Annotated in this window: 25 protein-coding genes and 1 tRNA gene; 6 read left to right on the top strand and 20 right to left on the bottom strand. The window is 66.7% G+C overall.

Annotated features, from left to right (window positions below; all coding sequences use genetic code 11):
- Positions 1 to 295 precede the first annotated feature (295 nt).
- Complete coding sequence (locus ACN2C7_RS03920) at positions 296 to 1,360, top strand: acyltransferase family protein (protein ID WP_419319972.1); 1,065 nt, start codon at positions 296 to 298, stop codon at positions 1,358 to 1,360.
- A gap of 78 nt (positions 1,361 to 1,438) precedes the next feature.
- On the opposite strand, the gene ACN2C7_RS03915 is transcribed toward ACN2C7_RS03920, so the two are convergent.
- From ACN2C7_RS03915 to ACN2C7_RS03850, 14 genes are all read right to left on the bottom strand, one after another.
- Positions 1,439 to 2,122 carry a type 1 glutamine amidotransferase domain-containing protein gene (locus ACN2C7_RS03915; RefSeq protein ID WP_419319971.1) on the bottom strand — a complete coding sequence of 228 codons (684 nt, stop codon included), beginning with the start codon at positions 2,120 to 2,122 and terminating at the stop codon, positions 1,439 to 1,441.
- 179 nt (positions 2,123 to 2,301) lie between these two features.
- Positions 2,302 to 3,951, bottom strand: coding sequence for an ATP-binding protein (locus ACN2C7_RS03910; RefSeq protein WP_419319970.1), 1,650 nt, complete (start codon positions 3,949 to 3,951; stop codon positions 2,302 to 2,304).
- Positions 3,952 to 3,959: 8 nt separating this feature from the next.
- On the bottom strand, positions 3,960 to 4,763 hold the full coding sequence (locus ACN2C7_RS03905) for an alpha/beta fold hydrolase (RefSeq protein WP_419321391.1): 804 nt from the start codon (positions 4,761 to 4,763) through the stop codon (positions 3,960 to 3,962).
- 226 nt (positions 4,764 to 4,989) lie between these two features.
- A complete protein-coding gene (gene rplL / locus ACN2C7_RS03900) occupies positions 4,990 to 5,367 on the bottom strand; it encodes a 50S ribosomal protein L7/L12 (RefSeq protein ID WP_419319969.1) in 378 nt (125 codons plus the stop codon).
- A 44-nt stretch (positions 5,368 to 5,411) separates the two neighbouring features.
- A complete protein-coding gene (rplJ, locus tag ACN2C7_RS03895) occupies positions 5,412 to 5,930 on the bottom strand; it encodes a 50S ribosomal protein L10 (RefSeq protein WP_419254125.1) in 519 nt (172 codons plus the stop codon).
- 357 nt (positions 5,931 to 6,287) lie between these two features.
- Entirely contained in the window at positions 6,288 to 7,058 is a 771-nt protein-coding gene (locus tag ACN2C7_RS03890) for an SDR family NAD(P)-dependent oxidoreductase (RefSeq protein WP_419319968.1), read from the bottom strand.
- A gap of 149 nt (positions 7,059 to 7,207) precedes the next feature.
- The gene (locus ACN2C7_RS03885) at positions 7,208 to 7,423 is read right to left on the bottom strand and encodes a DUF4287 domain-containing protein (protein WP_419319967.1); all 216 of its coding nucleotides are present in this window, start codon (positions 7,421 to 7,423) and stop codon (positions 7,208 to 7,210) included.
- Positions 7,424 to 7,472: 49 nt separating this feature from the next.
- A complete protein-coding gene (locus ACN2C7_RS03880) occupies positions 7,473 to 8,651 on the bottom strand; it encodes a TIGR03862 family flavoprotein (protein ID WP_419321389.1) in 1,179 nt (392 codons plus the stop codon).
- 53 nt (positions 8,652 to 8,704) lie between these two features.
- Positions 8,705 to 9,100 (bottom strand): type II toxin-antitoxin system VapC family toxin, encoded by a 396-nt coding sequence (locus ACN2C7_RS03875; RefSeq protein ID WP_419319966.1) that lies wholly within the window; start codon positions 9,098 to 9,100, stop codon positions 8,705 to 8,707.
- Positions 9,100 to 9,339: a type II toxin-antitoxin system VapB family antitoxin gene (locus ACN2C7_RS03870; RefSeq protein ID WP_419319965.1), complete on the bottom strand. Its 240-nt coding sequence runs from the start codon at positions 9,337 to 9,339 to the stop codon at positions 9,100 to 9,102. The genes ACN2C7_RS03875 and ACN2C7_RS03870 overlap by 1 nt, the downstream gene beginning before the upstream one ends.
- 138 nt (positions 9,340 to 9,477) lie before the next feature.
- The gene (gene rplA, locus ACN2C7_RS03865; protein WP_419254121.1) at positions 9,478 to 10,164 is read right to left on the bottom strand and encodes a 50S ribosomal protein L1; all 687 of its coding nucleotides are present in this window, start codon (positions 10,162 to 10,164) and stop codon (positions 9,478 to 9,480) included.
- Positions 10,165 to 10,167: 3 nt separating this feature from the next.
- Positions 10,168 to 10,599 (bottom strand): 50S ribosomal protein L11, encoded by a 432-nt coding sequence (rplK, locus tag ACN2C7_RS03860; RefSeq protein ID WP_419254120.1) that lies wholly within the window; start codon positions 10,597 to 10,599, stop codon positions 10,168 to 10,170.
- 295 nt (positions 10,600 to 10,894) lie between these two features.
- Positions 10,895 to 11,659 (bottom strand): hypothetical protein, encoded by a 765-nt coding sequence (locus ACN2C7_RS03855; protein ID WP_419319964.1) that lies wholly within the window; start codon positions 11,657 to 11,659, stop codon positions 10,895 to 10,897.
- A gap of 32 nt (positions 11,660 to 11,691) precedes the next feature.
- Positions 11,692 to 13,167 (bottom strand): serine hydrolase, encoded by a 1,476-nt coding sequence (locus ACN2C7_RS03850; RefSeq protein WP_419319963.1) that lies wholly within the window; start codon positions 13,165 to 13,167, stop codon positions 11,692 to 11,694.
- A 139-nt stretch (positions 13,168 to 13,306) separates the two neighbouring features.
- On the opposite strand from ACN2C7_RS03850, the gene ACN2C7_RS03845 reads away from it, so the two are divergent.
- A complete protein-coding gene (locus tag ACN2C7_RS03845) occupies positions 13,307 to 14,077 on the top strand; it encodes a winged helix-turn-helix domain-containing protein (RefSeq protein WP_419319962.1) in 771 nt (256 codons plus the stop codon).
- Between the two features lie 259 nt (positions 14,078 to 14,336).
- Here the strand turns inward: ACN2C7_RS03845 and ACN2C7_RS03840 are convergent, their stop codons facing one another.
- Positions 14,337 to 14,939, bottom strand: a complete 603-nt coding sequence (locus ACN2C7_RS03840; protein WP_419319961.1) for a 2-hydroxychromene-2-carboxylate isomerase — start codon at positions 14,937 to 14,939, stop codon at positions 14,337 to 14,339.
- A 12-nt stretch (positions 14,940 to 14,951) separates the two neighbouring features.
- Positions 14,952 to 15,692, bottom strand: a complete 741-nt coding sequence (locus ACN2C7_RS03835) for an SDR family NAD(P)-dependent oxidoreductase (protein WP_419319960.1) — start codon at positions 15,690 to 15,692, stop codon at positions 14,952 to 14,954.
- Between the two features lie 94 nt (positions 15,693 to 15,786).
- Between ACN2C7_RS03835 and ACN2C7_RS03830 the strand changes: the two genes are divergently transcribed.
- Entirely contained in the window at positions 15,787 to 16,245 is a 459-nt protein-coding gene (locus tag ACN2C7_RS03830; protein WP_419319959.1) for a winged helix-turn-helix transcriptional regulator, read from the top strand.
- A gap of 315 nt (positions 16,246 to 16,560) precedes the next feature.
- Here ACN2C7_RS03830 and nusG read toward each other — a convergent pair whose 3' ends face one another.
- From nusG to ACN2C7_RS03815, 3 genes are all read right to left on the bottom strand, one after another.
- Complete coding sequence (gene nusG / locus ACN2C7_RS03825; protein WP_419319958.1) at positions 16,561 to 17,118, bottom strand: transcription termination/antitermination protein NusG; 558 nt, start codon at positions 17,116 to 17,118, stop codon at positions 16,561 to 16,563.
- A gap of 6 nt (positions 17,119 to 17,124) precedes the next feature.
- The gene (secE, locus tag ACN2C7_RS03820; protein ID WP_419319957.1) at positions 17,125 to 17,436 is read right to left on the bottom strand and encodes a preprotein translocase subunit SecE; all 312 of its coding nucleotides are present in this window, start codon (positions 17,434 to 17,436) and stop codon (positions 17,125 to 17,127) included.
- Between the two features lie 65 nt (positions 17,437 to 17,501).
- Positions 17,502 to 17,577: transfer RNA gene (locus ACN2C7_RS03815), tRNA-Trp, on the bottom strand.
- 286 nt (positions 17,578 to 17,863) lie between these two features.
- Here ACN2C7_RS03815 and ACN2C7_RS03810 point away from each other — a divergent pair.
- Entirely contained in the window at positions 17,864 to 18,067 is a 204-nt protein-coding gene (locus ACN2C7_RS03810; RefSeq protein WP_419319956.1) for a hypothetical protein, read from the top strand.
- A gap of 46 nt (positions 18,068 to 18,113) precedes the next feature.
- On the opposite strand, the gene ACN2C7_RS03805 is transcribed toward ACN2C7_RS03810, so the two are convergent.
- Positions 18,114 to 18,512 (bottom strand): hypothetical protein, encoded by a 399-nt coding sequence (locus ACN2C7_RS03805; RefSeq protein WP_419319954.1) that lies wholly within the window; start codon positions 18,510 to 18,512, stop codon positions 18,114 to 18,116.
- 271 nt (positions 18,513 to 18,783) lie between these two features.
- On the opposite strand from ACN2C7_RS03805, the gene ACN2C7_RS03800 reads away from it, so the two are divergent.
- Both ACN2C7_RS03800 and glp read left to right on the top strand, forming a co-directional pair.
- Positions 18,784 to 19,626: a ferredoxin--NADP reductase gene (locus ACN2C7_RS03800; protein ID WP_419319953.1), complete on the top strand. Its 843-nt coding sequence runs from the start codon at positions 18,784 to 18,786 to the stop codon at positions 19,624 to 19,626.
- Between the two features lie 3 nt (positions 19,627 to 19,629).
- On the top strand, positions 19,630 to 20,847 hold the full coding sequence (gene glp / locus ACN2C7_RS03795) for a gephyrin-like molybdotransferase Glp (RefSeq protein ID WP_419319952.1): 1,218 nt from the start codon (positions 19,630 to 19,632) through the stop codon (positions 20,845 to 20,847).
- The last annotated feature ends 80 nt before the right edge of the window (positions 20,848 to 20,927 follow it).

The raw sequence follows: 20,927 nt of genomic DNA, 5'->3' as shown, positions 1-20,927 counted from the left end.
GACCGGGACCGGTAGACCTGGCGGGCGCCCCTTCGCGCGGGTCGGAGGGCGGCTGACCGCGCCTCGGGGCGTAATATGCGGACACACGCGTGCGCGTTCCGCCGAATGTCTTCGTGAACGGGCGGATATAGGCCAAGCGGCCAGGGATGAAAAGGGGGTTTGTTAAGAAACCGTCGTTCCGTCCCATCGGCCTCCGGCGCGCCCACATATCGCGCAACGGCAATGATTTCGAAAGCCGCTGAAATCTAAGAGTGATCACCGGCCAGGGCCGGGCGTAGCCGACGAGTCCCACCCCGTGCCTTCGCCCCGTTTGGCCAACCTTCAGATCCTGCGCTTCGCCGCTGCCGCCCTGGTGGTCCATGCCCATGGCGTGGACCTGGCCCAGAAGGCCGGCGCCCCGCCCAGCATCCTGGCCGCCGGGGCGTTCGAGAACTTCGGCGCGATCGGCGTCGACATCTTCTTCGTGATCAGCGGCCTGATCATCACCCGCACGGCGTTCCAGTCGGGACCGGTCGCGGCCGGAACCTTTGCCTGGCGCCGGCTGTGGCGTGTGGCGCCGATCTATTACCTGCTGTCCCTGCCATGGCTGCTGGCGGCGGCGGTCGCCGGACAGCTGAGCGGCCCGATGCTGGCCGCCTCCCTCGCCTTTTGGCCGGCGGCGGGCGCCAGGATGACCCTGCCGGCGCTGGATGTCGGCTGGACGCTTTGTTTCGAGATGCTGTTCTACGTGGCCGTCGCGGCGATCCTGGCGGCGGGACGGTGGCGGACCTGGGCCGTTGCGACGGCGCTCGCCGCCTTCGCCGCCTGCTGGGTCGCGCGCGTCCAGACCGGACTGGTGGCGTTCCAGTTCCTGGGCAACCCGATCATCCTGGAATTTCTGATGGGCGTCGCGTTGGCCGGGCTCGCACCACACATGACCCGACGGGCGGGGTGGCTGGCCGCCGGACTTGGAGTCTTTGGACTGGTCGCCGGGCTCTGGCTCGGCAATGGCGGAATCTCGGAAGCGTCGGGCATCCTGAACGGCCAGGCGTCAGCCCTGCGCGTCCTGGTCTGGGGCGTGCCAAGCGCGCTGCTGACCCTGGGTATTGTGGCCCTGGAACCCCTGACCCCACCGTCGCCGGCGAGGCGCGCCATGGCCTGGATGGGTGACGCTTCCTACGCGCTCTATCTCGTTCACCCGCTGGTGATCGGCTTGGCGGGGCTGCTGCTGATACCCGCCCCCTGGGCGATGTCGGGCGACCTCATGATCGTCGGCGTGTTCCTCGTCAGCCTCGCGGCGGGAGCCGCGACACATCGCTATGTGGAACAACCCCTGCAACGCTGGCGGCGCCGATCGGGCGTGAGCGCGGCGAAGACCTGAGCCAGGCCTGGCTGTTCGCCAGGCCGGCCCGATCAGGCGACGGACCTATCCGCCGTCGCCTGACCGCAGGGCTCAGCGCTACTTTTTCGCGATCAGGGCCAGCAGCGCCTCGGCGGCAGGCCGCGACGAGGCCGGATTCTGCCCGGTGACCAGCAGGCCGTCGGTCAGCACATGGGGCGCCCAGTCCGCGCCCTTGGAATAGAGGCCGCCGCTGTCCTTCAGCATGCCTTCGACCAGAAACGGCACCACGTCGGTCAAGCCGACAGCGGCCTCCTCGGTGTCCGCAAAGCCGGTCACGGCCTTGCCCTTGACCAGCAGCTCGCCGTCGGGGCCCTTCACATGGCGAAAGACGCCCGGCGCATGACACACAGCGGCCACCGGCTTGCCGGCCGCAGCCATCGCCTCGATCAGGGCGATAGACTTGGCGTCTTCGGCCAGATCCCACAGCGGGCCATGGCCGCCGGGATAGAACACGGCGTCGAAATCTGCGGCCTTGATCTCCGCCAGCTTCACCGTGCCGGCCAGGGCCTTCTGGGCTTCGGGGTCGGCCTTGAAGCGCGCCGTGTCCTCGCTCTGCGCGTCGGGCGCGTCGCTCTTGGGGTCAAGCGGCGGCTGGCCGCCTTGCGGCGAAGCCAGAACCAGCGTCGCGCCGGCGTCCTTCAGCGCATAGTAGGGCGCGGCGAACTCCTCCAGCCAGAAGCCGGTCTTTTCGCCGGTGTCGCCGAGGCGATCGTGGGAGGTCAGGACCATCAGAATGTGCATGGGGACTCGATGCGTTTTGAAACGGGGTGGGGGGGGCTCGATATGGGCACGAACCTGGCTACCGTAACCCCCGAGAGCGCGAGGCGTTGCGGCGCCGTCTCCAGCCCCACGCGGAGCGGCTCTGAGCCTGGCGCCGCCGGCGGTCTAATCGGGTTGGGTCTGGCCCCCCGGCCGGGAGATCAAGCGATGGGAGGGGCGGGTCGGGCGGCGGCGCCGGCCCGCAGGGCCTGTTGGACGCCGGCGATCAGGCTTTCGGGCGTGATCGGCTTGGAGATGTGCAGATCGGCCCCCGCCTCCGCGCCCTGAAGCCGGTGTTGCTCCATGGCGTTGGCGCTGAGCAGCGCGATCGGCGTGCGGACGCGGGCCGGATCGGCGGCTTCCAACGCGCGGAAGGCGCGGGTGGCGGTCAGCCCATCCATGACGGGCATCTGCATGTCCATCAGCACCAGGTCGAAGATCTGCCGCTGGAAGCACTCAAGGCCCAGATGGCCGTTGCTCGCGATCTCGAGCTCCACATCAAGTGGCGCGAGCATCAGGGCCACGATCTTCTGATTGATGTCGTTGTCCTCCACCAGCAGGATCCGCAACGCCGGCCCATCGGCCAGACCGACTGCCTCGTCGGCGTCGGCGTCGGCGTCGGCGTCGGCTTCGGCTTCGGCTTCGGCTTCGGCGGCTGGCCGCGCCAGCGGAATCTCAAAGCTGAAGGTGCTGCCCGCGCCGGGCCGCGACCGCACCTGGATGTGGCCGCCCATCAGATCCACCAGTTGCTTGCAGATCGACAGGCCGATGCCGGTGCCGCCGAACCGCCGGGTGATGCTGTTGTCGGCCTGACTGAAGCGATCGAACAGGCCGGCGGCCAGGCTCTCATCGAAGCCGATACCGGAATCCCGCACCGCCACCCGCAGGCGGGTCAAGGTCGACGACTCCGCGTCCGGCTCGACGTCCACCGTCAGGCTCACCTCGCCCTCGGACGTGAACTTGATGGCGTTGGACAGGAGGTTGGCCAGGACCTGCTGGAGGCGAAGCCCATCGCCCAGGAATTGGCCCCGCGCCGCCTCGCTCATTCGCAGGGTGAAAGCCACGCCCTTTTCGGCGGCGCGAACGCCCATCAGGTTGGCGATGCCCTGAATGCAGACTTCCAGGTTGAAGGGCCGGACCTCGATGGTCATCAGGCCGGACTCGATCTTGGCCAGATCCAGCACGTCTGACACCAGCCGCTCCAGAAGCAGGCCGGAGGTCTCGATCATGCCCACCATGTCGCGCTGTTGGGTGGACAGGGTCGTTGTCGCCAGGACGCCGGCGACGCCGACCACCGCGTTGAGCGGCGTACGGATCTCGTGCGACATGTTGGCCAGAAAGTCGCTCTTGGCCTTGCTGGCCGCCTCCGCCGCCTCGCGCTCGGCGTCGGCCTCGCGCCGGGCCCTGAGTATCTCGGCCTCGTACTTACGGCGATCCGATGCCGGGAACACCGCCAGACGAATGACACCCTGGCCGCCCTCCAGCTCGCCGATCAGCTCGGCGTTGAGGAGGACCGGCGCCCGAGCGCCGCTGGCCGTGACCAGATCGAAGGCCACCTCGTCCACCCGCCCCTGCATTCTCAGAAGCGGCGCGATATGGGTCTCGAAATAGATCCGCCCAGCCACGGTCAGCAGGCTGGGAAAGCCCGTCACGCCGATCATCGACTCGGGTGATCGCCCCACCAGTTCGCTGAGATAGCGATTGCAGGCCGTCAAGACATAGCCCGGCCCCAGCACGGCCAGGCCGCACGGCGCCAGGTCGAACAGCGTGTCGAGATTCGAGCCAGCGGCGGTGGGAGGGGGAAGCGGCACGCTTTTCCCTAGCCGGCGCGCGGTCCGTGATCGTCCAGATAGTCTCGCATGGCCGCGATCGTCGCCTCGGGGGCGCTCAGGTGCGGACAATGGCCGGTGGCAGCCAGCGTGGTCAGCACGCTGCCGGCAATGGCCGCCTGGACATAACGCCCCACCACGGGCGGGGCGATGCTGTCTTCAAGGCAATCGATAATCATGGTCGGCGTCGCCACTGCGGCCAAGTCTCCACGAGAATCGGACAGGAAGGTGACGCGAGCAAACTGTCGGGCGATTTCGGGATCGGTGGTGCAGAAGCTGTTCGACAGCTCCTCCGCCAGTTCCGGCCGGTCGGGATTGCCCATGATCACCGGGGCCATGGTCGTCGACCAGCCCAGATGGTTGGCGTCGAGGAATTCCAGGAGCTCGTCGATGTCGGCGCGGGCGAAGCCGCCGACATAGTCCGCGTCGTCGATATAGCGGGGCGACGGACAGATCATGATCATGTGGCTGAACAGGCCGGGCCGACGCGCGGCGGCCAGCACGCCGATCATGGCGCTGACCGAATGGCCGACAAACACCACATCCTTCAGGTCCAGCGCGTCGCACAGGGCCACGACATCGTCGGCATAGCCGTCGAGCGAGGCGTACTTGTCGCGATCATAGGCCGACAGGTCCGACCGCCCGGCTCCGACATGGTCAAACACCACGGTCTTGAAATCGGCCGCGAAGGCCGGCGCAACCAAACGCCACATGTTCTGGTCGCAGCCGAAACCGTGCGAAAACAGTATCGGCCGCACGCCCTGGCCTGAAATCTGGACCGCGTGCTTCTCCACAAGGGTCAAAGCCACTCTCCTGGACAAAACTGACGGAAGGAACGCAGACGGAACAGACATGGCAGGCTTTAACATCCGGTCAAGACTTCGGCAGCGCCGCCTGGCGCGCGACCAAAGAAAACGGCCCCGAAGGTTTCCCCCCGGGGCCGTTGACTTGCTTGGTCCAGGACCAGCCTCTCCGAGGAGAGGACTGGAGGAACCCATCCACGCCGAGGCGTGGAATGGACTACTTGATCTGGACGGACGCGCCGGCTTCGGTCAGCTTCTTGGCGACTTCTTCGGCTTGGGCCTTGGAGACGTTTTCGACGACGTTCTGCGGAGCGCCTTCGACCAGGTCCTTGGCTTCCTTCAGGCCGAGGTCCGGACGGACGCCGCGGACTTCCTTGATCACGTTGATCTTCTTGTCGCCACCGGCGGTCAGAACAACGGTGAACTCGGTTTGCTCTTCAGCAACTTCGACCGGAGCGGCCGGGCCGGCAGCGGCAGCGGCGACCGGAGCGGCGGCGGAGACGCCCCACTTTTCTTCCAGCATCTTCGACAGGTCAGCGGCTTCGAGGACCGACAGGGTGGACAGTTCTTCAACCAGCTTTTCGAGCTTGGACATGTTCAATTCCTAAAAACGAATGAGGGATGTAGCGGAGATGACCGTTAGGCGGCGTCTTTGGTCGCATAAGCGTTGAAGACGCGCGCAAGTTGGCCAGCCGGGGCCTGCAGGACGCCAGCGATCTTGGTCGCCGGAGCCTGGATGAGGCCGATAAGCTTGCCACGGATCTGATCGAGCGACGGCAGCGTGGCGAGAGCCCGCACAGCCGCTTCGTCCAGAACCGTCGTCTGACCCAGGATGCCGCCGACAAGCTTGAGCTTCTCGTTTTCCTTGGCGTACTGGGTGACGATCTTGGCGGCGGAGACCGGATCCTTGCCGAAGGCAATGGCGACCGGGCCGGTGAACAGGGCGTCGCCCGCTTCACCGATCGAGCCGTCGAGGGCCTTCTGGACGAGGGTGTTCTTCACCACCTGGAACGTGGCGTCTTCCTTGCGGAGACGGGCACGCAGTTCAGTCATTTCCGCAACGGTCATGCCCATATAGTGGGTCACGACGACAGCGCCGGCGCCGGCGAATACGCTTTTCAGCGACTCGATCGACTCCTGCTTTTGAGCGCGGTCCATTGCGGTCTCCTACTCAATTACAGCGGCCGGACCATTCCGGCAGCCAAATGCCACAGCGCATGAGGGATCGCTCCCGCACGCGAGTTGCATCAGCCTGTTCCAAGGAAAGTCAGCCGCGCGTCCCATCCGTGAAGGAGGAAATAGCGTGGTCTTGTCCATCCCTGTCTCCCGACGGCGAGGAAGGGCTCTTCCTCATTTACGGCGTTGGTGACCCCACGCCCCGCTGTTCACAAACAGGTCTTCGCCGGGCGAGCCCGACGGAGAAGGGGCGGCGTATAGACGGTTTGGGAGGCAATATCAACCGGGGGCGACAGGAAGCGCCCGGCGCAGGCTCAAGGCCGCGCCGGGCGAGGCCGGTCAGGCGGCGGTGAGTGCGCCATCGACGGTGTAGACGCCGCCATTGCAGTAGGTCGCGTCGTCGGAGGCCAGGAAGGCCACCAGGCCCGCAACCTCCTCGGGCGTGCCATAGCGCTTGGCCGGCACCGCGTTGCTGATCTGCTCACGGGCCAGCTTGGGGTCGCCCGACTGGCCGGTGTTGATCGACTGCATCATCCGGCTCTCGATCGGGCCGGGATTGACGCAATTGACCCGCACGCCCTTGGGCGCGGCCTCGATCGCCGCCACCCGCGTGACGCCCACGACGGCGTGTTTCGAGGTGCAGTAGCCGGCCATGCCGGACGCACCGGTGAGGCCCGCGACGCTGGAGGTGTTGATGATGCTGCCCGCGCCTTGGGCGTACATCACCGGCAGGACGTATTTCAGGCCCAGGAACACCCCGGCCACATTGACGCCCAGCACCTTCATGAAGGCGTCCAGCGGATAGGATTCGATCGGCTGGACGGGACCTTCGATCCCGGCGTTGTTGAAGAAGATGTCGATCCGCCCGCACTCGGCCCTGGCCTTGTCGACATAGGCCTTCACCGACGCCTCGTCGGTGACGTCGGCTTCCGCCGTGACCAATCTGGAGCCCTCGGGCAAGGCGGCCTTCAGCTTGGACCAGTCGCTTCCGGGGATATCGACAGCGACGATGGTCGCGCCACGCTCGGCCATCAGCTTGGCGGTCGCCAAACCGATCGCCCCGGCCGCGCCGGTGATGAGGGCGACCTTGCCTTCGAGAGCTCGTGTCATGGACAATATCCTCGCTGCGGCAGGAAGCCCGCCGACATCCTAAACTGTGACAGTCCTCGGTTCGTTGCATCAAAGGCAGACCGGCGCGGCCGATACCGGGGCGATCGCCGCAAGTCTGCCGCCGGCCTGGAAGCCCCAGCCGCGGCCACCTATTTCAACCCGTCCTGAACCAGGGTGTGGGCGACGATCGCATTGGCGTGGCCGTGTCCGAGTCCATGCTCGGTCTTCAGCATCGCCACCAGATCCATGTGTTTGGCGGGATAGCGGTCGCGGACAAGCTGCTGCCACTCCGAAACCGGCCGCCCATAGGTCTTCTCGATCGACGGAAAATAGGACGCAGGTCCCTTCACCTTCTCGTCCGCCATGTCGCCCTCCCCTGCGAAACTCAGGACAGGCTAACCGCGCACGGGCGGCTTACGCAACGGGCCGGCGCTCCTGGTCCAGTTTCGCCAGGACCTGCCCCGCCGCCGCGACGCCGGTGGCGAAACAGGCCTGCAGCAGATAGCCGCCGGTCGGCGCTTCCCAGTCCAGCATCTCGCCGGCCACGAACACGCCGGGCGCGGCCTTCAGCTCAAGGCCATCCAGCGACTCCAGAGTCAGACCGCCGGCCGACGAGATGGCCCGGTCCAGCGGCTGCGCCCCGGTCAGCACGATCGGCGCGGCCTTGATCGCCGCCGCCAGGGCGACAGGTTCCGCCGGCAGGTCCAGGCCATGGGCCTCGCGCAGCAGATTGACCTCGACCGGCGACAGGTTGGCGGCCTTGCGCAGGAAATTGGCCACAGACTGGCCGTTGCGGGGCCGGTTGAGGCGCGCGGTCAGGGTCTCGACCGGCATGTCTGGCCGCAGGTCGATCTCGATGATCGCCTGCCCCGTCGCCGCGATCGCTTCGCGCGGCGCAGCGCCCAGGGCGTAGACCGCCCCGCCCTCCAGCCCATAGCCGGCGATCATGGCGTCGCCTCGCGCCGCGACCTCGCCCAGCCGCAGGCCGATGGCCTTCAACGGCTCACCGGCGAAGCGCTCCCGGAACACCGCGCTCCAGGCGACGTCGAAGCCGCTGTTGGCGGCGGCGAACGGCGCCACCACCGCGCCCCGCGCCGCCAGCAACGGGGCCCAGGCGCCGTCCGAGCCCAGCCGCGCCCAGCTGGCGCCGCCCAGGGCCAGGATGGTCGCGCGCGGCCGCACGGTCAGGGCGCCCTCGGGGGTGAGAAATGACAGGTCGCCGTCGTCCGTCCAGCCGCGCCACGCGGCGCGCGCCCGCAAGCTGACGCCCTGCCCCTCCAGCCGGGCCAGCCAGGCCCGCAGCAGCGGCGAAGCCTTCAGCGCCCTGGGAAACACCCGGCCGCTGGAGCCGATGAAGGTCTCCTGCCCCAGCCCCTCCGCCCAGGCGATCAGGTCGGCGGGCGTGAAGGCCTCCAGCATCGGCCGCAAGGCCGCATTGGCCGCGCCATAGCGCTGCGCGAACCGCGCGAAGTCCTCCGAATGGGTGAGGTTCAGCCCGCCGCGCCCGGCCATCAGGAACTTGCGCCCGAAGGTCGGCATCTTCTCGAACACCGTCACCGACTTGCCGGCCGCGCTCAGCACCTCGGCGGCCATCAGCCCGGCCGGTCCGCCACCGATCACGGCGACGTCGAGGGCCTGGGCGTCGCTCACGCAGGCTCGATGTCGGTCAGGGGGAAGTCGTCGCCCTTGAACAGCAACGGTACGGCGTTGGTCCTGGCGCAGGCATAGGCGAAGCAGTCGCCCATGTTGAGGCGGGCCGGATGGACACCCTTGCCGAAGCGGGCGTGGACTTCGAGGGCCATCACCTGTTCGGCCGGGCCAATGGTGACCCCCCGCGCGCCGACGCTCGCCTGCAACGCTGCTAGCCGGGCCGCCGCCATTGCGATGCTGTCTGAGGTCTCGCGTGACAAGGCGCGCACGGTCTCCCAGTTCGCGATGGGCGAGGTCAGAATCGTGACAGCGGACACCAGGCTCGAGCGCAGCCGGTCCCGTTCGGGCTCATTGAGCAGAATGGCCGTCCAGGCCGAGGCGTCGACAAACATCAATCGCCGCTTAGGTCGTCAAAGAACGCCTTGTCAGCCTTGAGACCCGTGCGCGGCAGAGCGTCGACCTCGGCAAGGATCGCATCGATCTTGGCCAGCTTCTCGGCCTTGGCCGACTCGTCGGCCTCACGCGCCCTGGTCACGGCCAGCTTGATGGCGTCGGTGATGCCGACGCGCTTTTCCTCGGCATAGGACCGCAACATTGCGTCGGCTTCGGGATCACGGACATGGAAGGGCATCGGGAGCCTCCGGCTAGCCAAAACATAACACCGGCTAGCCGACCTCACAACGCGAGCCCGAAACGCAAAACGGGCGCTGGATTTCTCCAGCGCCCGCTCCGGTGGCCTAGATGGCCGGTAGTCAAAAGCTCGAAAGGCTTAGGCGATCGACGAGGTGTCGACCTTGAAGCCCGGGCCCATCGTCGAGGACAGGCCGATACGCTTCACATAGATGCCCTTGGCGCCCGAAGGCTTGGACTTGTTCAGCGCGTCGATCATCGCCTTGACGTTGATCAGCAGGGCTTCGTCGGTGAACGAGACCTTGCCGATGCCGGCGTGGATGATGCCGGCCTTTTCAACGCGGAACTCGACGGCGCCGCCCTTGGCGTCCTTCACGGCTTGACCGACGTTCGGGGTCACGGTGCCGACCTTGGGGTTAGGCATCAGGCCGCGCGGGCCCAGCACCTTACCCAGACGACCGACCAGGGCCATCATGTCCGGGGTCGCGATGACGCGATCAAAGTCCATGAAGCCGCCGACGATCTTCTCGTACAGGTCTTCGGCGCCGACGTGTTCAGCGCCAGCCGCGGTGGCTTCGGCCGCCTTGGCGTCCTTGGCGAAGACGGCGACGCGAACGTCGCGGCCGGTGCCCGACGGCAGGTTGACGACGCCGCGGACCTGTTGGTCGGCGTGGCGCGGGTCAACGCCGAGGTTGACCGAGATCTCGATCGACTCGTCGAACTTGGCCTTGGCGTTAGCCTTCACCAGGGCGATGGCTTCCGAAGCGGTGTAGGTGGCTTCACGATCGCCGGTCCAGGCCTGGACGCGCTTTGCTTGCTTAGCCATGACTTAGGCCTCCACGATCTTCAGGCCCATGGCCTTGGCGGAGCCTTCGATGATCTTGGCCGCGGCCTCGATGTCGTTGGCGTTCAGGTCCTTCATCTTCTTTTCGGCGATCTCGCGCAGCTGGGTGCGGGTCACTTCGCCGACGGTCTCGCGACCGGTCAGCTTCGCGCCGGACTTCAGGCCGGTGATCTGCTTCAGGTAGTGCGTCGCCGGGGGCGTCTTGGTGACGAAGGTGAACGACTTGTCTTGGAACACGGTGATCACGGTCGGCAGGGGGGTGCCCTTTTCGACGTTCTCGGTGCGCGCGTTGAACTCCTTACAGAAGCCCATGATGTTGACGCCGCGCTGGCCCAGTGCGGGGCCGATGGGGGGCGAAGGCGTGGCCGAGCCAGCCTTCACCTGGAGCTTGATATAGCCCAGGATCTTTTTAGCCATTGTATCCTCTCAAGAAAGCCGAGCTAACGACCTTCGCTGGTTGGCCGTGGTGCGGGCTTGGCGTCCCTTCCACGGATTTGAATTCGTCGTCCTCGAACCGATAACGACGAACACGCCCCGGGACCGAGTCCTGGAGCGAGGCGCGGCGTGTAGCAGGTGGGGCGGAGGGAGTCTAGCGGGCGGGGACGGACCAGGAACCCGCTTCAGAAATCCAGACGCTTGGCGATTGCCTTATAAGGCGGACGCGTCGCAAGCATCCCTTGTGCTCCCGGCGCGTCCCTTTGGGGTGAGTAATCTAGTGAACAAAAAAGGCCGTGCGCGCGACACCGGCGTTGTTGCTGGCCTTCATCCACCCTCGCACTTCGACTTCGTAGAGACCGACCTCGTCGGCAGGCACGTTCGCGACGAATACCGCCGTGCTGGGCTCGAAGCGCAGAGGGATGCGGCGCAGAGACTTGCCGTTGGTCGTGACGAACGCTTCCACCTCAGTGTCACCTGAGCGCCAGGGTCCAGTCTCCAGGATTGCGCATCCGCACAGCATCGTCACCCCAACCCGCAGAGGCACAGTCTCCCCGACCTTGACCCACCGATAGGCGATGGGATCGGCGATATCGACAATGAGACCGGGCAACTCGATCAACCAGCCATCGCCGGCGGTCACATCATGTCCCGGCAAGACCCATTGCGTGCTGCTGGCCGTCGTCGTTGCTTGGGGTTGGCTGAGAGGTCCGGCGACAGTCACCGTGACCCGGCGCGGCCGATCGATATCCAACGTGGTCTGGAAGACGGCCGAATCGGCGCTGGCCCTCTTGCCATCGCTATCCTTGCCATTCGTCATAATCCGCTGCGTGTCGCCCGTGGAGCCTGACGTCGCGCCCCGCGCCAGCGTTTCGCCAGTGTCGGCATCGCTCAGCGTCACGCGAACCGGACTTGTATAGCCACCGAGGAACTTGGCGCCGCGCGCGATCACGCGAACCTCGATCTTGGTGGGCTCAGCCATGGCCGGATGGACGGACGACAGAATGGCGGCGGCGCAGATCAAGCTCTTGAAAAGGCGCATCGACAGGATCCTCAGTTTGGGCGGTTGAACGGCTAAAGAGAAGGGGTCGGACGATCGAGTTCCTGGAGAACCGTCTTGATGCGGGCGTTTGACGGATCCAGAGCCAGGGCGCGCTGGTAGGACGCCCTGGCCTGATCAAGCCGCCCCATGGCGCGATAGGCCTCTCCCAGGCTGTCATGGGCGTTGGAAGATTGGGCAAACCGTTTCGCGTTCCACTGGAACACCGGCAAGGCGGCGCCGGCATCGAGAATGCTCATCGTATCGTAGCCGACGCGATTGACGATGGCCTCGACGCGATCGACGGGAACCGTGGCGTCGACCGAAGCTATGGCGCGGTCCCACTGATTCGACGCCAGTCCTCGGTACAGAGCTTCTTCCTGGTCCTCCCATAGGCGAGCTGCGCCGGGCATAACGCGATCAGCCAGGAGTGTGACAAGGCGATGCCGGTCGAATGTCGTGCGCCCGCCATTGTCGAGATAGACCACAGTCGCGCAGTCGGCCGGATCGGCCGTTCGAAAGACATGCCGCCAGACCAAGCGCACGCCGCCGCCATGCCCGATGATCGTCACATCGCCGTGCCGATAGTACTCCCAGCCGTGCGTGTGCCATGCGGCCCCACCGTCCGGCATCAGGAACGGCCTCCACGACGCTTGCAACGGCGTCAGGGGGAGCAGGTCGCCGCGCAACAGGCTCTGGCTCCAAGCCACCATGTCGGCAAGCGACGCGCACACGCCCCCCGACCCGTGGGTGTAGGACGGCCACTGCGCCGGGATGAACGCGACGGGCGAGCGATCTCGCGTGGCGGATGACTGATAGGTCGTCACCTGTCCCGGCGACGATACGCCCACCTCGGCATAGGCGGCATGTTTCATGCCGGCGGCGCGAAACTGACGACCGACCAGTGTGGTCAGCGGCGTTTGGGTCGCCTTTTCCAGCGCTTCCTTCGCGAGCAGGAAATTGGTCTGGTTGTAGTCGTTGCGCGTGCCGGGCGAAAAACGGAGCGGCAGCGACGCGATGGCGGCGAACGCTTGATCTGCGGTCGGCTTCACATGGTCGGGGATATAGTCCGGCAAGCCCGAAACGTGGGCCAGGGCCTGCGCCAAGGTGATCTCGGACCAGGTCGCGGGCAGTCCGCTCCGGATCTTGCCGAGCGGCATACCAAGGTCGATCAGACCACGCGCTTGGGCCTTGAGCAGCTCTACGACCAGGAACAGCTTCGAGATCGAGAAGATCGGGTAGACGGAACGATCAGTGATCGGCGCGCCGGTCCCGAGATCCGCAAGTCCGGCATGGCGGGCATGGACCAGCTTGCCGCGACGAAGCACGGCGACCGAGTAACCGACCGTGCCATAGGCGCTCGCCGATACGTCGAGCAGGTTGTCTATGCCGTCGGTGACTGACGCGGCGCGGCCCACCGGCGCCCGGATCAACGATGCCGCCAGGCAAGACAGTCCCAAACCAACGACGCTTCGCCGGGCAGGATCGGCAACGGGATGGGTCTTTGGCACAGGGGCTCTTTCATGTCGGACCGTTGGGGTGACGAGCGCTAACCCACCGCAGATCGAAAAGCCGAATGACAATCCATGACCTGATCTGACATTTTGCGACCGCGCCGGTCTCGTCAGCGCATCGCCGGAGGGTCTCGAGATGTTCCGCTTCGCCGATTTTCGCGTCGACTCCGCCGCCTTGCAGGTCTTCCAGGGCGATGAGCCGCTCGATGCGCCGCCCCAGGCGGTGGAGGTCCTGGCCTACCTGATCGAGCACGGCGAACGGACGGTCGGCAGGCAGGAACTGCTCGATCGGTTTTGGCCCCGCGCCGGCACGGGCGGCGACGCCGCCCTGAACACCTGCATTCGCCGTATCCGGACGCTGCTCTCCGACAATGCCGATACGCCGCGCTACATCCAGACGCGACCGCGTTCAGGATATCGTTTCATCGGCGCGCTGTTGCCGGTCAAAACCTTTCCCGAGAGGCCCGCGCATAAGAACAGACGGTTCGCGATCATGGGCGGGCTGTTGGCGCCGCTGGCGATCGGCGGGATGGTATGGGCGAAGGACGCCCTGTTCCCGGCTCAACACCGGATCCTGATCGAGCCAGTTCGCGGCCTGTGCGAGTACGTGCTGTTTCCACGGTTCAACGCCGGGCTTCGCGAAAGCTTCGTAGCCGAGCTGAGTCAGAGACTGCCCGCCAACTACGCCGTCGCGGCTCAAGGGGAAAAGGTGGACCATCGCGCCCGCATCAGCGTCCGCCAGACCCCGGCCCGGACGACGGTCGTCGTGACCCTGGCCGAGATCGGATCCGACCGCGTGCTCTGGTCCGGCCAATTCGCTGCTCCAACCGAGATGCAGGACTATGTGCCGCTCCAAGAGACGCTGGCGAAAAGCATGGCCACAGACCTGGCCCAGGCGCTGAACTGACCCTTCGCGCGATCGTGGTCTTGCACGTTCAGCGCCAGGTTTACCCGCTTCCAGGATGTCCGCGCCCTCGACCTCGCCTCGCCCGAAAGCGGACCTTCCCAAGGTCAGAGAAGAGTCAGGTTTAGCCGATCAGTCAGGCCAACCCGAAGGTCTGACCGGGGCCGCAAGCAGTCTGCGACACCACCACCGAAACCCGACGCCCCGGCGTAGCGCCAAGCCCTACACCTCTTGGAGGCTTTAGCGTGCCGGTCTGTCCAGGCTACCGCGCCAGCTCCGCCTCGACCTGCCCCAGCCGCTCCTTACCGAAGAACATCTCGCCCTCGACGAAGAAGCTGGGAATGCCGAACACGCCGCGCGCCACGGCGGCGTCGGTGTTGGCGGCCAGCTCGGCCTTGACCTCAGGGTCAGCGGTCGCCGCCAGCAGCGCCGCGCCGTCCAGGCCCGCCGCGTCGGCCGTGGCGACGAAGACGGCCGGATCGTCCAGCTTCAGGCCCTGCTCCCACATGCCCCGCAGCATGGCGTCCAGATAGGCCGGGCCGATGCCGGCTCGCTGCGCCGCGACCATGCCGCGCATGAGCAGCAGGGTATTGACCGGGAAATGCGGGTTGAACTGGAAGGCGGTCAGGCCATGGGCCGCGATGAAGCGGCGGGTCTCCAGCATCTCATAGTCCATCTTGCCCTTGATCCCGCCGAAGGCGACCATCGGGGCCTGATTGCCGGTCAGCTTGAAGATGCCGCCCAGCAGGCAGGGCACAAGCCGGACCTGGGCCCCCTGCCGCGCGGCGATGTCGGGCAGCAGCTTCCAAGCCAGATAGGCGTTGGGGCTGCCGAAGTCGAAGATGAAGTCGATGGTCTTGCTCATGTCAGCGGCTCCTCACCAGGTTTCAGAATGGGGGCGCAGGTCGATCTCGTGCGTCCAGGCCGAGCGTGGCTGGTTGTGCAGCCAGACATAGTTGGCCGCGATCTCGTCGGGCTTGAGGATCTCGTCGCGGTCCAGCAGCCCCTGCACATCGTCGCGCATCTGGCGGGTGAAGACCCCGTCGATGGCCCCGTCGACCACCACATGGGCCACATGCACGCCCTGCGGTCCCATCTCGCGCGCCAGGCTCTGGGCCAGCGCTCGCAGGCCGGCCTTGGCCGAGGCGAAGGCGGAGAAGCCGTCCTTGCCGCGCAGGCTGGCGCTGGCCCCGGTGAACAGGATTGTGCCGCGACCGCGCGGCGCCATCACCCGCGCCGCCTCGCGCCCGGTCAGGAAGCCGGCGAAGCAGGCCATCTCCCAGACCTTGGAAAACACCTGGGCCGTGGTGTCGATGACCGTGAAGCGCACGTTTGCGCCGATGTTGAAGACCACCACCTCCAGCGGCCCGACCTCGGCCTCGATCTGGTCGAACAGGGCGACCATCTCGGCCTCCTGGCGGGCGTCGACGCCATAGGCGCGGGCCCTGCCGCCATCCGCGCGGATCTGCTCGGCCATGGCCTCCAACTGGTCGAGATGGCGGGGGCGGCGGGTCATGCAGACCTCGTAGCCCTCGGCGGCGAAGGCCCGGGCGATCGCGCCGCCGACGCCGTCGCCGACCCCCACCACCAGGCACGCGCCTTTTCCGGTCGTCGCCATCGCCATCTCCCTGATCTCGTTGAGCTCAAGTTCATATTGAATCTGTACTGAGTCAAATGCAGAATGGCGGCGCACGCAAAAGGACCCCGACGCCATGAAGTGGGATGATCTCGCCGCCCAGCCCTGCTCGGTCTCGCGATCCCTGGCCGTGATCGGCGATCGCTGGACCCTGATGATCCTGCGCGACTGCTTTCTGGGCGTGCGCCGGTTCGAGGCCTTCCAGGCGCGCCTGGGCATCTCGCGCAGCATCGTCACCGATCGCCTGCGGGTGCTGGTCGAGGAAGGCGTGCTGCGCCGCGAGGCCTATCAGGCCAATCCGCCCCGCCACGACTACCGGCTGACCGCCAAGGGGATGGACCTGCACCCGGTGATCATGGCCGTCGCTCACTTCGGCGACACCCACTATGCCGGCCCCGAGGGCCCGCCCCTGCTGCGCCGGCACAAGGGCTGCGGCTGCGACTTCCATCCGGTGCAGGCCTGCTCGGCCTGCGGGGAAGTGATCACCGCGCGCGAGGTCGAGACGCGGGCCGGGCCGGGGTTTGCGGAGCCTTAGGGTGGCAGTGGATTTGCTTGAGTTGAGCCTAACTCATTTCTCCGCTCTCCCCGGCGAAAGCCGGGGCCCAGATCGAACCCGGAGAGCCTATCGCCTCAGCTAAGTCAGAAGGCGCATCATCCCCAGACGCTCAGGCTGAAGCTGGGCCCCGGCTTTCGCCGGGGAGAGCGGATGACGAAGTGGCACGTGCTGATCTCCCCAGCGCCCGTAACGGCTCAACCGCGGACACCCACCTCGAAACCGCCGAACCCCAGACAGCAAAAACCCCGCGCCGTCGCCGGCGCGGGGTTTTCGAAACGCAGACCGAAGTCGAGATCAGCTGATCTTTTCGACCTGATTGTATTCCAGCTCGACCGGGGTCGCCCGGCCGAAGATCGATACGGTGACGCGAAGGCGCGAGCGCTCTTCGTCGACCTGCTCGACCGAGCCGTTGAAGCTGGCGAACGGGCCGTCGGTGACGCGGACGTTCTCGCCGATCTCGAACAGCACGACCGTCTTGGGACGCTCGACGCCTTCTTCGATCGTGCCGATGATGCGCTGGACTTCCTTTTCCGAGACGGGCTGCGGCTTGGAGGCGCTGCCCAGGAAGCCGGTGACCTTCGGCGTGTTCTTGATCAGGTGATAGGCTTCGTCCGAGAGGTTCATTTTCACCAGCACATAGCCGGGGAAGAACTTGCGTTCGGCGTCGACCTTGCGACCGCGACGGATCTCGACGACGTTCTCGGTCGGAACCAGGATTTCGGAGAAGCTGTCCTCGAGCCCCTGGCTCTTGGCTTGCTCGCGGATGCTGTCAGCCACCTTCTTCTCGAAGTTCGAGTAGGCGTGGACGATGTACCACTTGTGGTTCGGGTTGGACGCGGTTTCGGTGCTCATGGTCTCTTATCCCGCGGCGAACGACAGGAGCGCCTTGGCTCCGAGGCCCAGCAGCCCATCGACCGCCGAGAAGAAGATAGCCGCCAGAACCACCATCATGAAGACCATCACCGAGGTGATCCAGGTCTCCTTGCGGGTCGTCCAGGTGATCTTGCGGGCTTCGGCGCGCACTTCACGGAAGAACTGCACGGGATTCGTGCGCTTCTTCTTGGGCGTCGCCGCCGCAGCGGGGGCGCCGCCGGCGGGCGCGAGCGCTGCCGCCGTACGGGCGGCGCGGCTCTTGATCGCGGACGGGCTCGAACCCGGTTTCCTGGCCATGCTCTTGAGGCTCACGACTTTCAAATACGACAGGGCCGGGAGCCGGACCTATCGAAAACATAAAATGGCAGGAGTGGGGGGACTCGAACCCACGACTTTCGGTTTTGGAGACCGACGCTCTACCAGCTGAGCTACACTCCTGCAGACCATGGCCCCTTTCGGGTCCCGGTCTCTGGAAATGGATAACCCGCCGCAAGCCTTCAAGGGCCGTCGGCGCGCTGGGTCCAATCGCCAGAGCCGCGCCATTTAGCAGGGTCGTCTCCGCCGGGCAAGCGGCCGCAAGCCGTCTGCGTGGCGTTGGCGTCGATGAAAGTCCGCAAGACGAGGTCGAACCTCGGCAAACCGGCCCGGCGTCGAGGCCAGAAGCCGACGGACAGGGCCCTTGAACGCGATGGATCGAACGCGCCGGTCCGCGCGTTGAGACGGCATGAGCCAGCCCATCACAGCCCAGGACGCGCCGGCGCCGCTCGCGAAATCGCAGCGCGCCTCGAATCCCTCCGTCGAGAACGAGAATCTTCGGCCGCCCTCAAGCGACGGCAAGCCGCCGCGCCCGGCGACAGAGCCGCACGGCAGCGAAGACAGCACACAGTCTCCCAAGACCCGCACGGATCCAGGGTCAGGCGAAAGCTGAAACCGTCGGGCGGTCGCTGACGCGCCGCCCGTCCCGGCCTGGATGTCTAGCCCGCCTTCTTTTCGGCCTTTTCGGTCGAGGCCGAGGTCGACGGGGCGGCGCACTGAATGCCCAGATAGGACCACTTCACGTCCGTCAGCTGACGGCCGCACTCCGTGTTCTTGCCCAGGTCCTTGCCCTGCAGGGAGATGGCCACACCCTTTGAGGGATCCGGCGCCGGACTGGCGGAGCTGATATCGTAATATCCGCCCGCGCGACCGCGAACCACAAGACACGACGTGGTCTCGACCGGCCGCACGCAGCCGGACGCCGTGACAGACTTGGCTTCCAAGATAACTTGTTGGGCCTGCGCGACTTTTGTCTTCGCGCCGCCATCACCACAACCGGCCAAACCAAACGCTAACAGACTGGCCGCCGCGGCGGCCCTCACGAACCTTACCCGCATACGTTCCTCCGTATCGTTGGCTCCGCGAACGAAGCAAAACGAAGTCTGCGCCCCCTTTGGGTGGTCGGCAATCACATTTTTGACGCATTTTGAAAAAGCGTTGCCGCGCGTTTTGACAGTTTGGCGAAAGATTTTCCCGGGCCGGCATCAGAGGAGCTGAGTTGACTTCCTTGCCCCGCTCCTCAAATGAAACCAGCGTCGCCTCAGGGCCGTGGCGACGAGACTGGATTTACCTTTTCGCGCCTCTGCGCACAGGACCGAAACATTGACGATGACGGCCGCCCCCACCCCCGCCGCCCCTGTCCCCGCCGCCCCGGTCAAGGAAGCCGCCCAGTACGTGGAAACCGTGCTGTGGGTGAAGCACTGGACCGACCGCCTGTTCAGCTTCGCCATCACCCGGCCGGCCAGCTTCCGCTTCCGATCGGGCGAGTTCGTGATGATCGGCCTGCCGCCCCGCGAAGAGCTGGGCGAGAAGAAGCCGATCCTGCGCGCCTATTCGATCGCCTCGCCCAGCTTCGCCGAGGAGCTGGAATTCTTCTCGATCAAGGTTCCCGACGGCCCTCTGACCTCGCGCCTGCAGCTGATCCAGCCCGGCGACCCGGTGCTGCTGGGCAAAAAGCCGACCGGCACCCTCGTTTTGGACGCGGTGCGTCCCGGCAAGCGCCTGTTCCTGTTCGGCACCGGCACCGGCCTGGCCCCCTGGCTGGCGGTGGCCCGCGACCCCGACGCCTATAGCCGCTTCGAGAAGGTCATCGTCTGTCACGGCGTGCGCGAGGTGAAGGAACTGGCCTATCGTGAGCTGTTCACCCACGAGATCTTCGACGACCCGCTGGTCGGCGACGAGGCCAGGGCCCAGCTGATCTATTATCCGACCGTCACCCGCGAGCCGTTCGAGCGTCAGGGCCGCTTCACCGACCTGATCGAGAGCGGCCAGCTGTTCCGCGACCTGGGCCTGGACACCGACCGGTTCGATCCCGAGAACGACCGCGCCATGCTGTGCGGCTCTATGGCCATGATCAAGGACACCGCCGCCCTGCTCGAGGCCCACGGCCTGAAGGAAGGCTCCAACGCCGAGCCGGGCGACTTCGTCATCGAGCGGGCCTTCGTCGGCTAGGGCATGACCCAGGCGCCGCTCAAGAACCTCACCGTCCAGGAGGCGCGCGCCCGGATGCTGGCCGACGCCATGCCGCTGGGCGCTGAGACCGTCGCGATCGGCGAGGCTCTGGGCCGGGTGCTGGCCCGGTCCATCGACGCCACCCGCGACCAGCCGCCTTTCGCCGCCTCGGCCATGGACGGCTGGGCTATCCGCCGCGCCGACCTGGCGCCGGACGCCGTCTTTCGCGTCGCCGGAGAGAGCGCTGCAGGCAAGGCCTATGCCGGCGTCGTGACCCAGGGCGAGGCGGTCCGCATCTTCACCGGCGCGCCCGTTCCGGCCGGGGCTGATCTGGTGATCATCCAGGAAGAGGCCCGGCGCGACGGCGACACCGTGCGCTTTGCCCCCGACGACGATCCCCGCTCCAACATCCGACCGGCCGGCGGCGATTTCCGATCCGGCGACCGCCTGCTGGAGGCCGGCGTCCGCCTCGATCCGTGGCGGCTGTCCCTGGTCGCGGCGGCGGGCCGCGCCACGCTGGAGGTCGCCCGCCGGCCGCGTGTCGCCATCCTGGCCACCGGCGACGAGCTGGTCCAGCCGGGCGGCGACCCCGCTGCCGACCAGATCTTCGAGTCGGGCTCCATCGCCCTGGCCGCCCTGGTCGAGACCTGGGGCGGATCGGCCACGCGCCTGACCGCCGCCGCCGACAATGCCGAGGCCATCGCCGCCTCGGTGGCCGGCATCGAGGCCGATCTGATCGTCACCGTCGGCGGCGCATCGGTCGGCGATCACGACCTGGTCAAGCCGGCGATGGACCGGCTGGGCCTGGCCCTGCGGGTCGAGACCATCGCCATCCGTCCGGGCAAACCGACCTGGTTCGGAACCCTGGGGGATGGCCGGCGCGTTCTGGGCCTGCCCGGCAATCCGGCCTCGGCCCTGGTCTGCGCCGAGCTCTTTCTGCGTCCGCTGCTGGCCGCCCTGACCGGGCGCGACCCCGCTCCAGCCATGATCCCGGCGCATCTGGCCGCGCCGCTAGGCGCCAACGGCCCCCGCGAACACTGGATGCGGGCGAGCCTGTCGATCGATCCCCAGGGGCGAGCGATCGCCTCGGCATTCCCCGATCAGGATTCCTCGCTGGTCGGCGTCTTCTCCAGGGCCGATGCTCTGGTCCGGCGGCCGGTCAACGCGGCCGCCGCGTCTGCCGGCGACATCGTCGAGGTTCTGCCGCTCGCACGGGCTTGAGAAAGCGTGGGGTGACGGGGAGGACGGCGGCGAGCAGGCGTGCTAAGCCCGGACGACTCCGGGTCTAGGCCGGGCGTTTG

The sequence above is a fragment of the Caulobacter sp. ErkDOM-E genome, from assembly GCF_048541895.1.
GTDB lineage: Bacteria > Pseudomonadota > Alphaproteobacteria > Caulobacterales > Caulobacteraceae > Caulobacter.
Note: the sequence above shows the minus strand (reverse complement) of the source record. Positions and strands in the feature narration are given on the sequence as shown.

Bases quoted from the DNA above. Each gene is read 5' to 3' on its own strand.
- rplL (WP_419319969.1), bottom strand. From the start codon at position 5,367: ATGTCCAAGCTCGAAAAGCTGGTTGAAGAACTGTCCACCCTGTCGGTC.
- ACN2C7_RS03880 (WP_419321389.1), bottom strand. From the start codon at position 8,651: ATGGCCGCCGAGGTGCTGAGCGCGGCCGGCAAGTCGGTGACGGTGTTC.
- rplK (WP_419254120.1), bottom strand. From the start codon at position 10,599: ATGGCTAAAAAGATCCTGGGCTATATCAAGCTCCAGGTGAAGGCTGGC.
- ACN2C7_RS03810 (WP_419319956.1), top strand. From the start codon at position 17,864: ATGAGCCAGCCCATCACAGCCCAGGACGCGCCGGCGCCGCTCGCGAAA.
- rplA (WP_419254121.1), bottom strand. From the start codon at position 10,164: ATGGCTAAGCAAGCAAAGCGCGTCCAGGCCTGGACCGGCGATCGTGAA.
- ACN2C7_RS03855 (WP_419319964.1), bottom strand. From the start codon at position 11,659: ATGCGCCTTTTCAAGAGCTTGATCTGCGCCGCCGCCATTCTGTCGTCC.
- nusG (WP_419319958.1), bottom strand. From the start codon at position 17,118: ATGAGCACCGAAACCGCGTCCAACCCGAACCACAAGTGGTACATCGTC.
- ACN2C7_RS03830 (WP_419319959.1), top strand. From the start codon at position 15,787: ATGAAGTGGGATGATCTCGCCGCCCAGCCCTGCTCGGTCTCGCGATCC.
- secE (WP_419319957.1), bottom strand. From the start codon at position 17,436: ATGGCCAGGAAACCGGGTTCGAGCCCGTCCGCGATCAAGAGCCGCGCC.
- ACN2C7_RS03870 (WP_419319965.1), bottom strand. From the start codon at position 9,339: ATGCCCTTCCATGTCCGTGATCCCGAAGCCGACGCAATGTTGCGGTCC.
- ACN2C7_RS03840 (WP_419319961.1), bottom strand. From the start codon at position 14,939: ATGAGCAAGACCATCGACTTCATCTTCGACTTCGGCAGCCCCAACGCC.
- ACN2C7_RS03845 (WP_419319962.1), top strand. From the start codon at position 13,307: ATGTTCCGCTTCGCCGATTTTCGCGTCGACTCCGCCGCCTTGCAGGTC.
- ACN2C7_RS03875 (WP_419319966.1), bottom strand. From the start codon at position 9,100: ATGTTTGTCGACGCCTCGGCCTGGACGGCCATTCTGCTCAATGAGCCC.
- ACN2C7_RS03915 (WP_419319971.1), bottom strand. From the start codon at position 2,122: ATGCACATTCTGATGGTCCTGACCTCCCACGATCGCCTCGGCGACACC.
- glp (WP_419319952.1), top strand. From the start codon at position 19,630: ATGACCCAGGCGCCGCTCAAGAACCTCACCGTCCAGGAGGCGCGCGCC.
- ACN2C7_RS03805 (WP_419319954.1), bottom strand. From the start codon at position 18,512: ATGCGGGTAAGGTTCGTGAGGGCCGCCGCGGCGGCCAGTCTGTTAGCG.
- ACN2C7_RS03890 (WP_419319968.1), bottom strand. From the start codon at position 7,058: ATGACACGAGCTCTCGAAGGCAAGGTCGCCCTCATCACCGGCGCGGCC.
- rplJ (WP_419254125.1), bottom strand. From the start codon at position 5,930: ATGGACCGCGCTCAAAAGCAGGAGTCGATCGAGTCGCTGAAAAGCGTA.
- ACN2C7_RS03800 (WP_419319953.1), top strand. From the start codon at position 18,784: ATGACGGCCGCCCCCACCCCCGCCGCCCCTGTCCCCGCCGCCCCGGTC.
- ACN2C7_RS03885 (WP_419319967.1), bottom strand. From the start codon at position 7,423: ATGGCGGACGAGAAGGTGAAGGGACCTGCGTCCTATTTTCCGTCGATC.
- ACN2C7_RS03835 (WP_419319960.1), bottom strand. From the start codon at position 15,692: ATGGCGACGACCGGAAAAGGCGCGTGCCTGGTGGTGGGGGTCGGCGAC.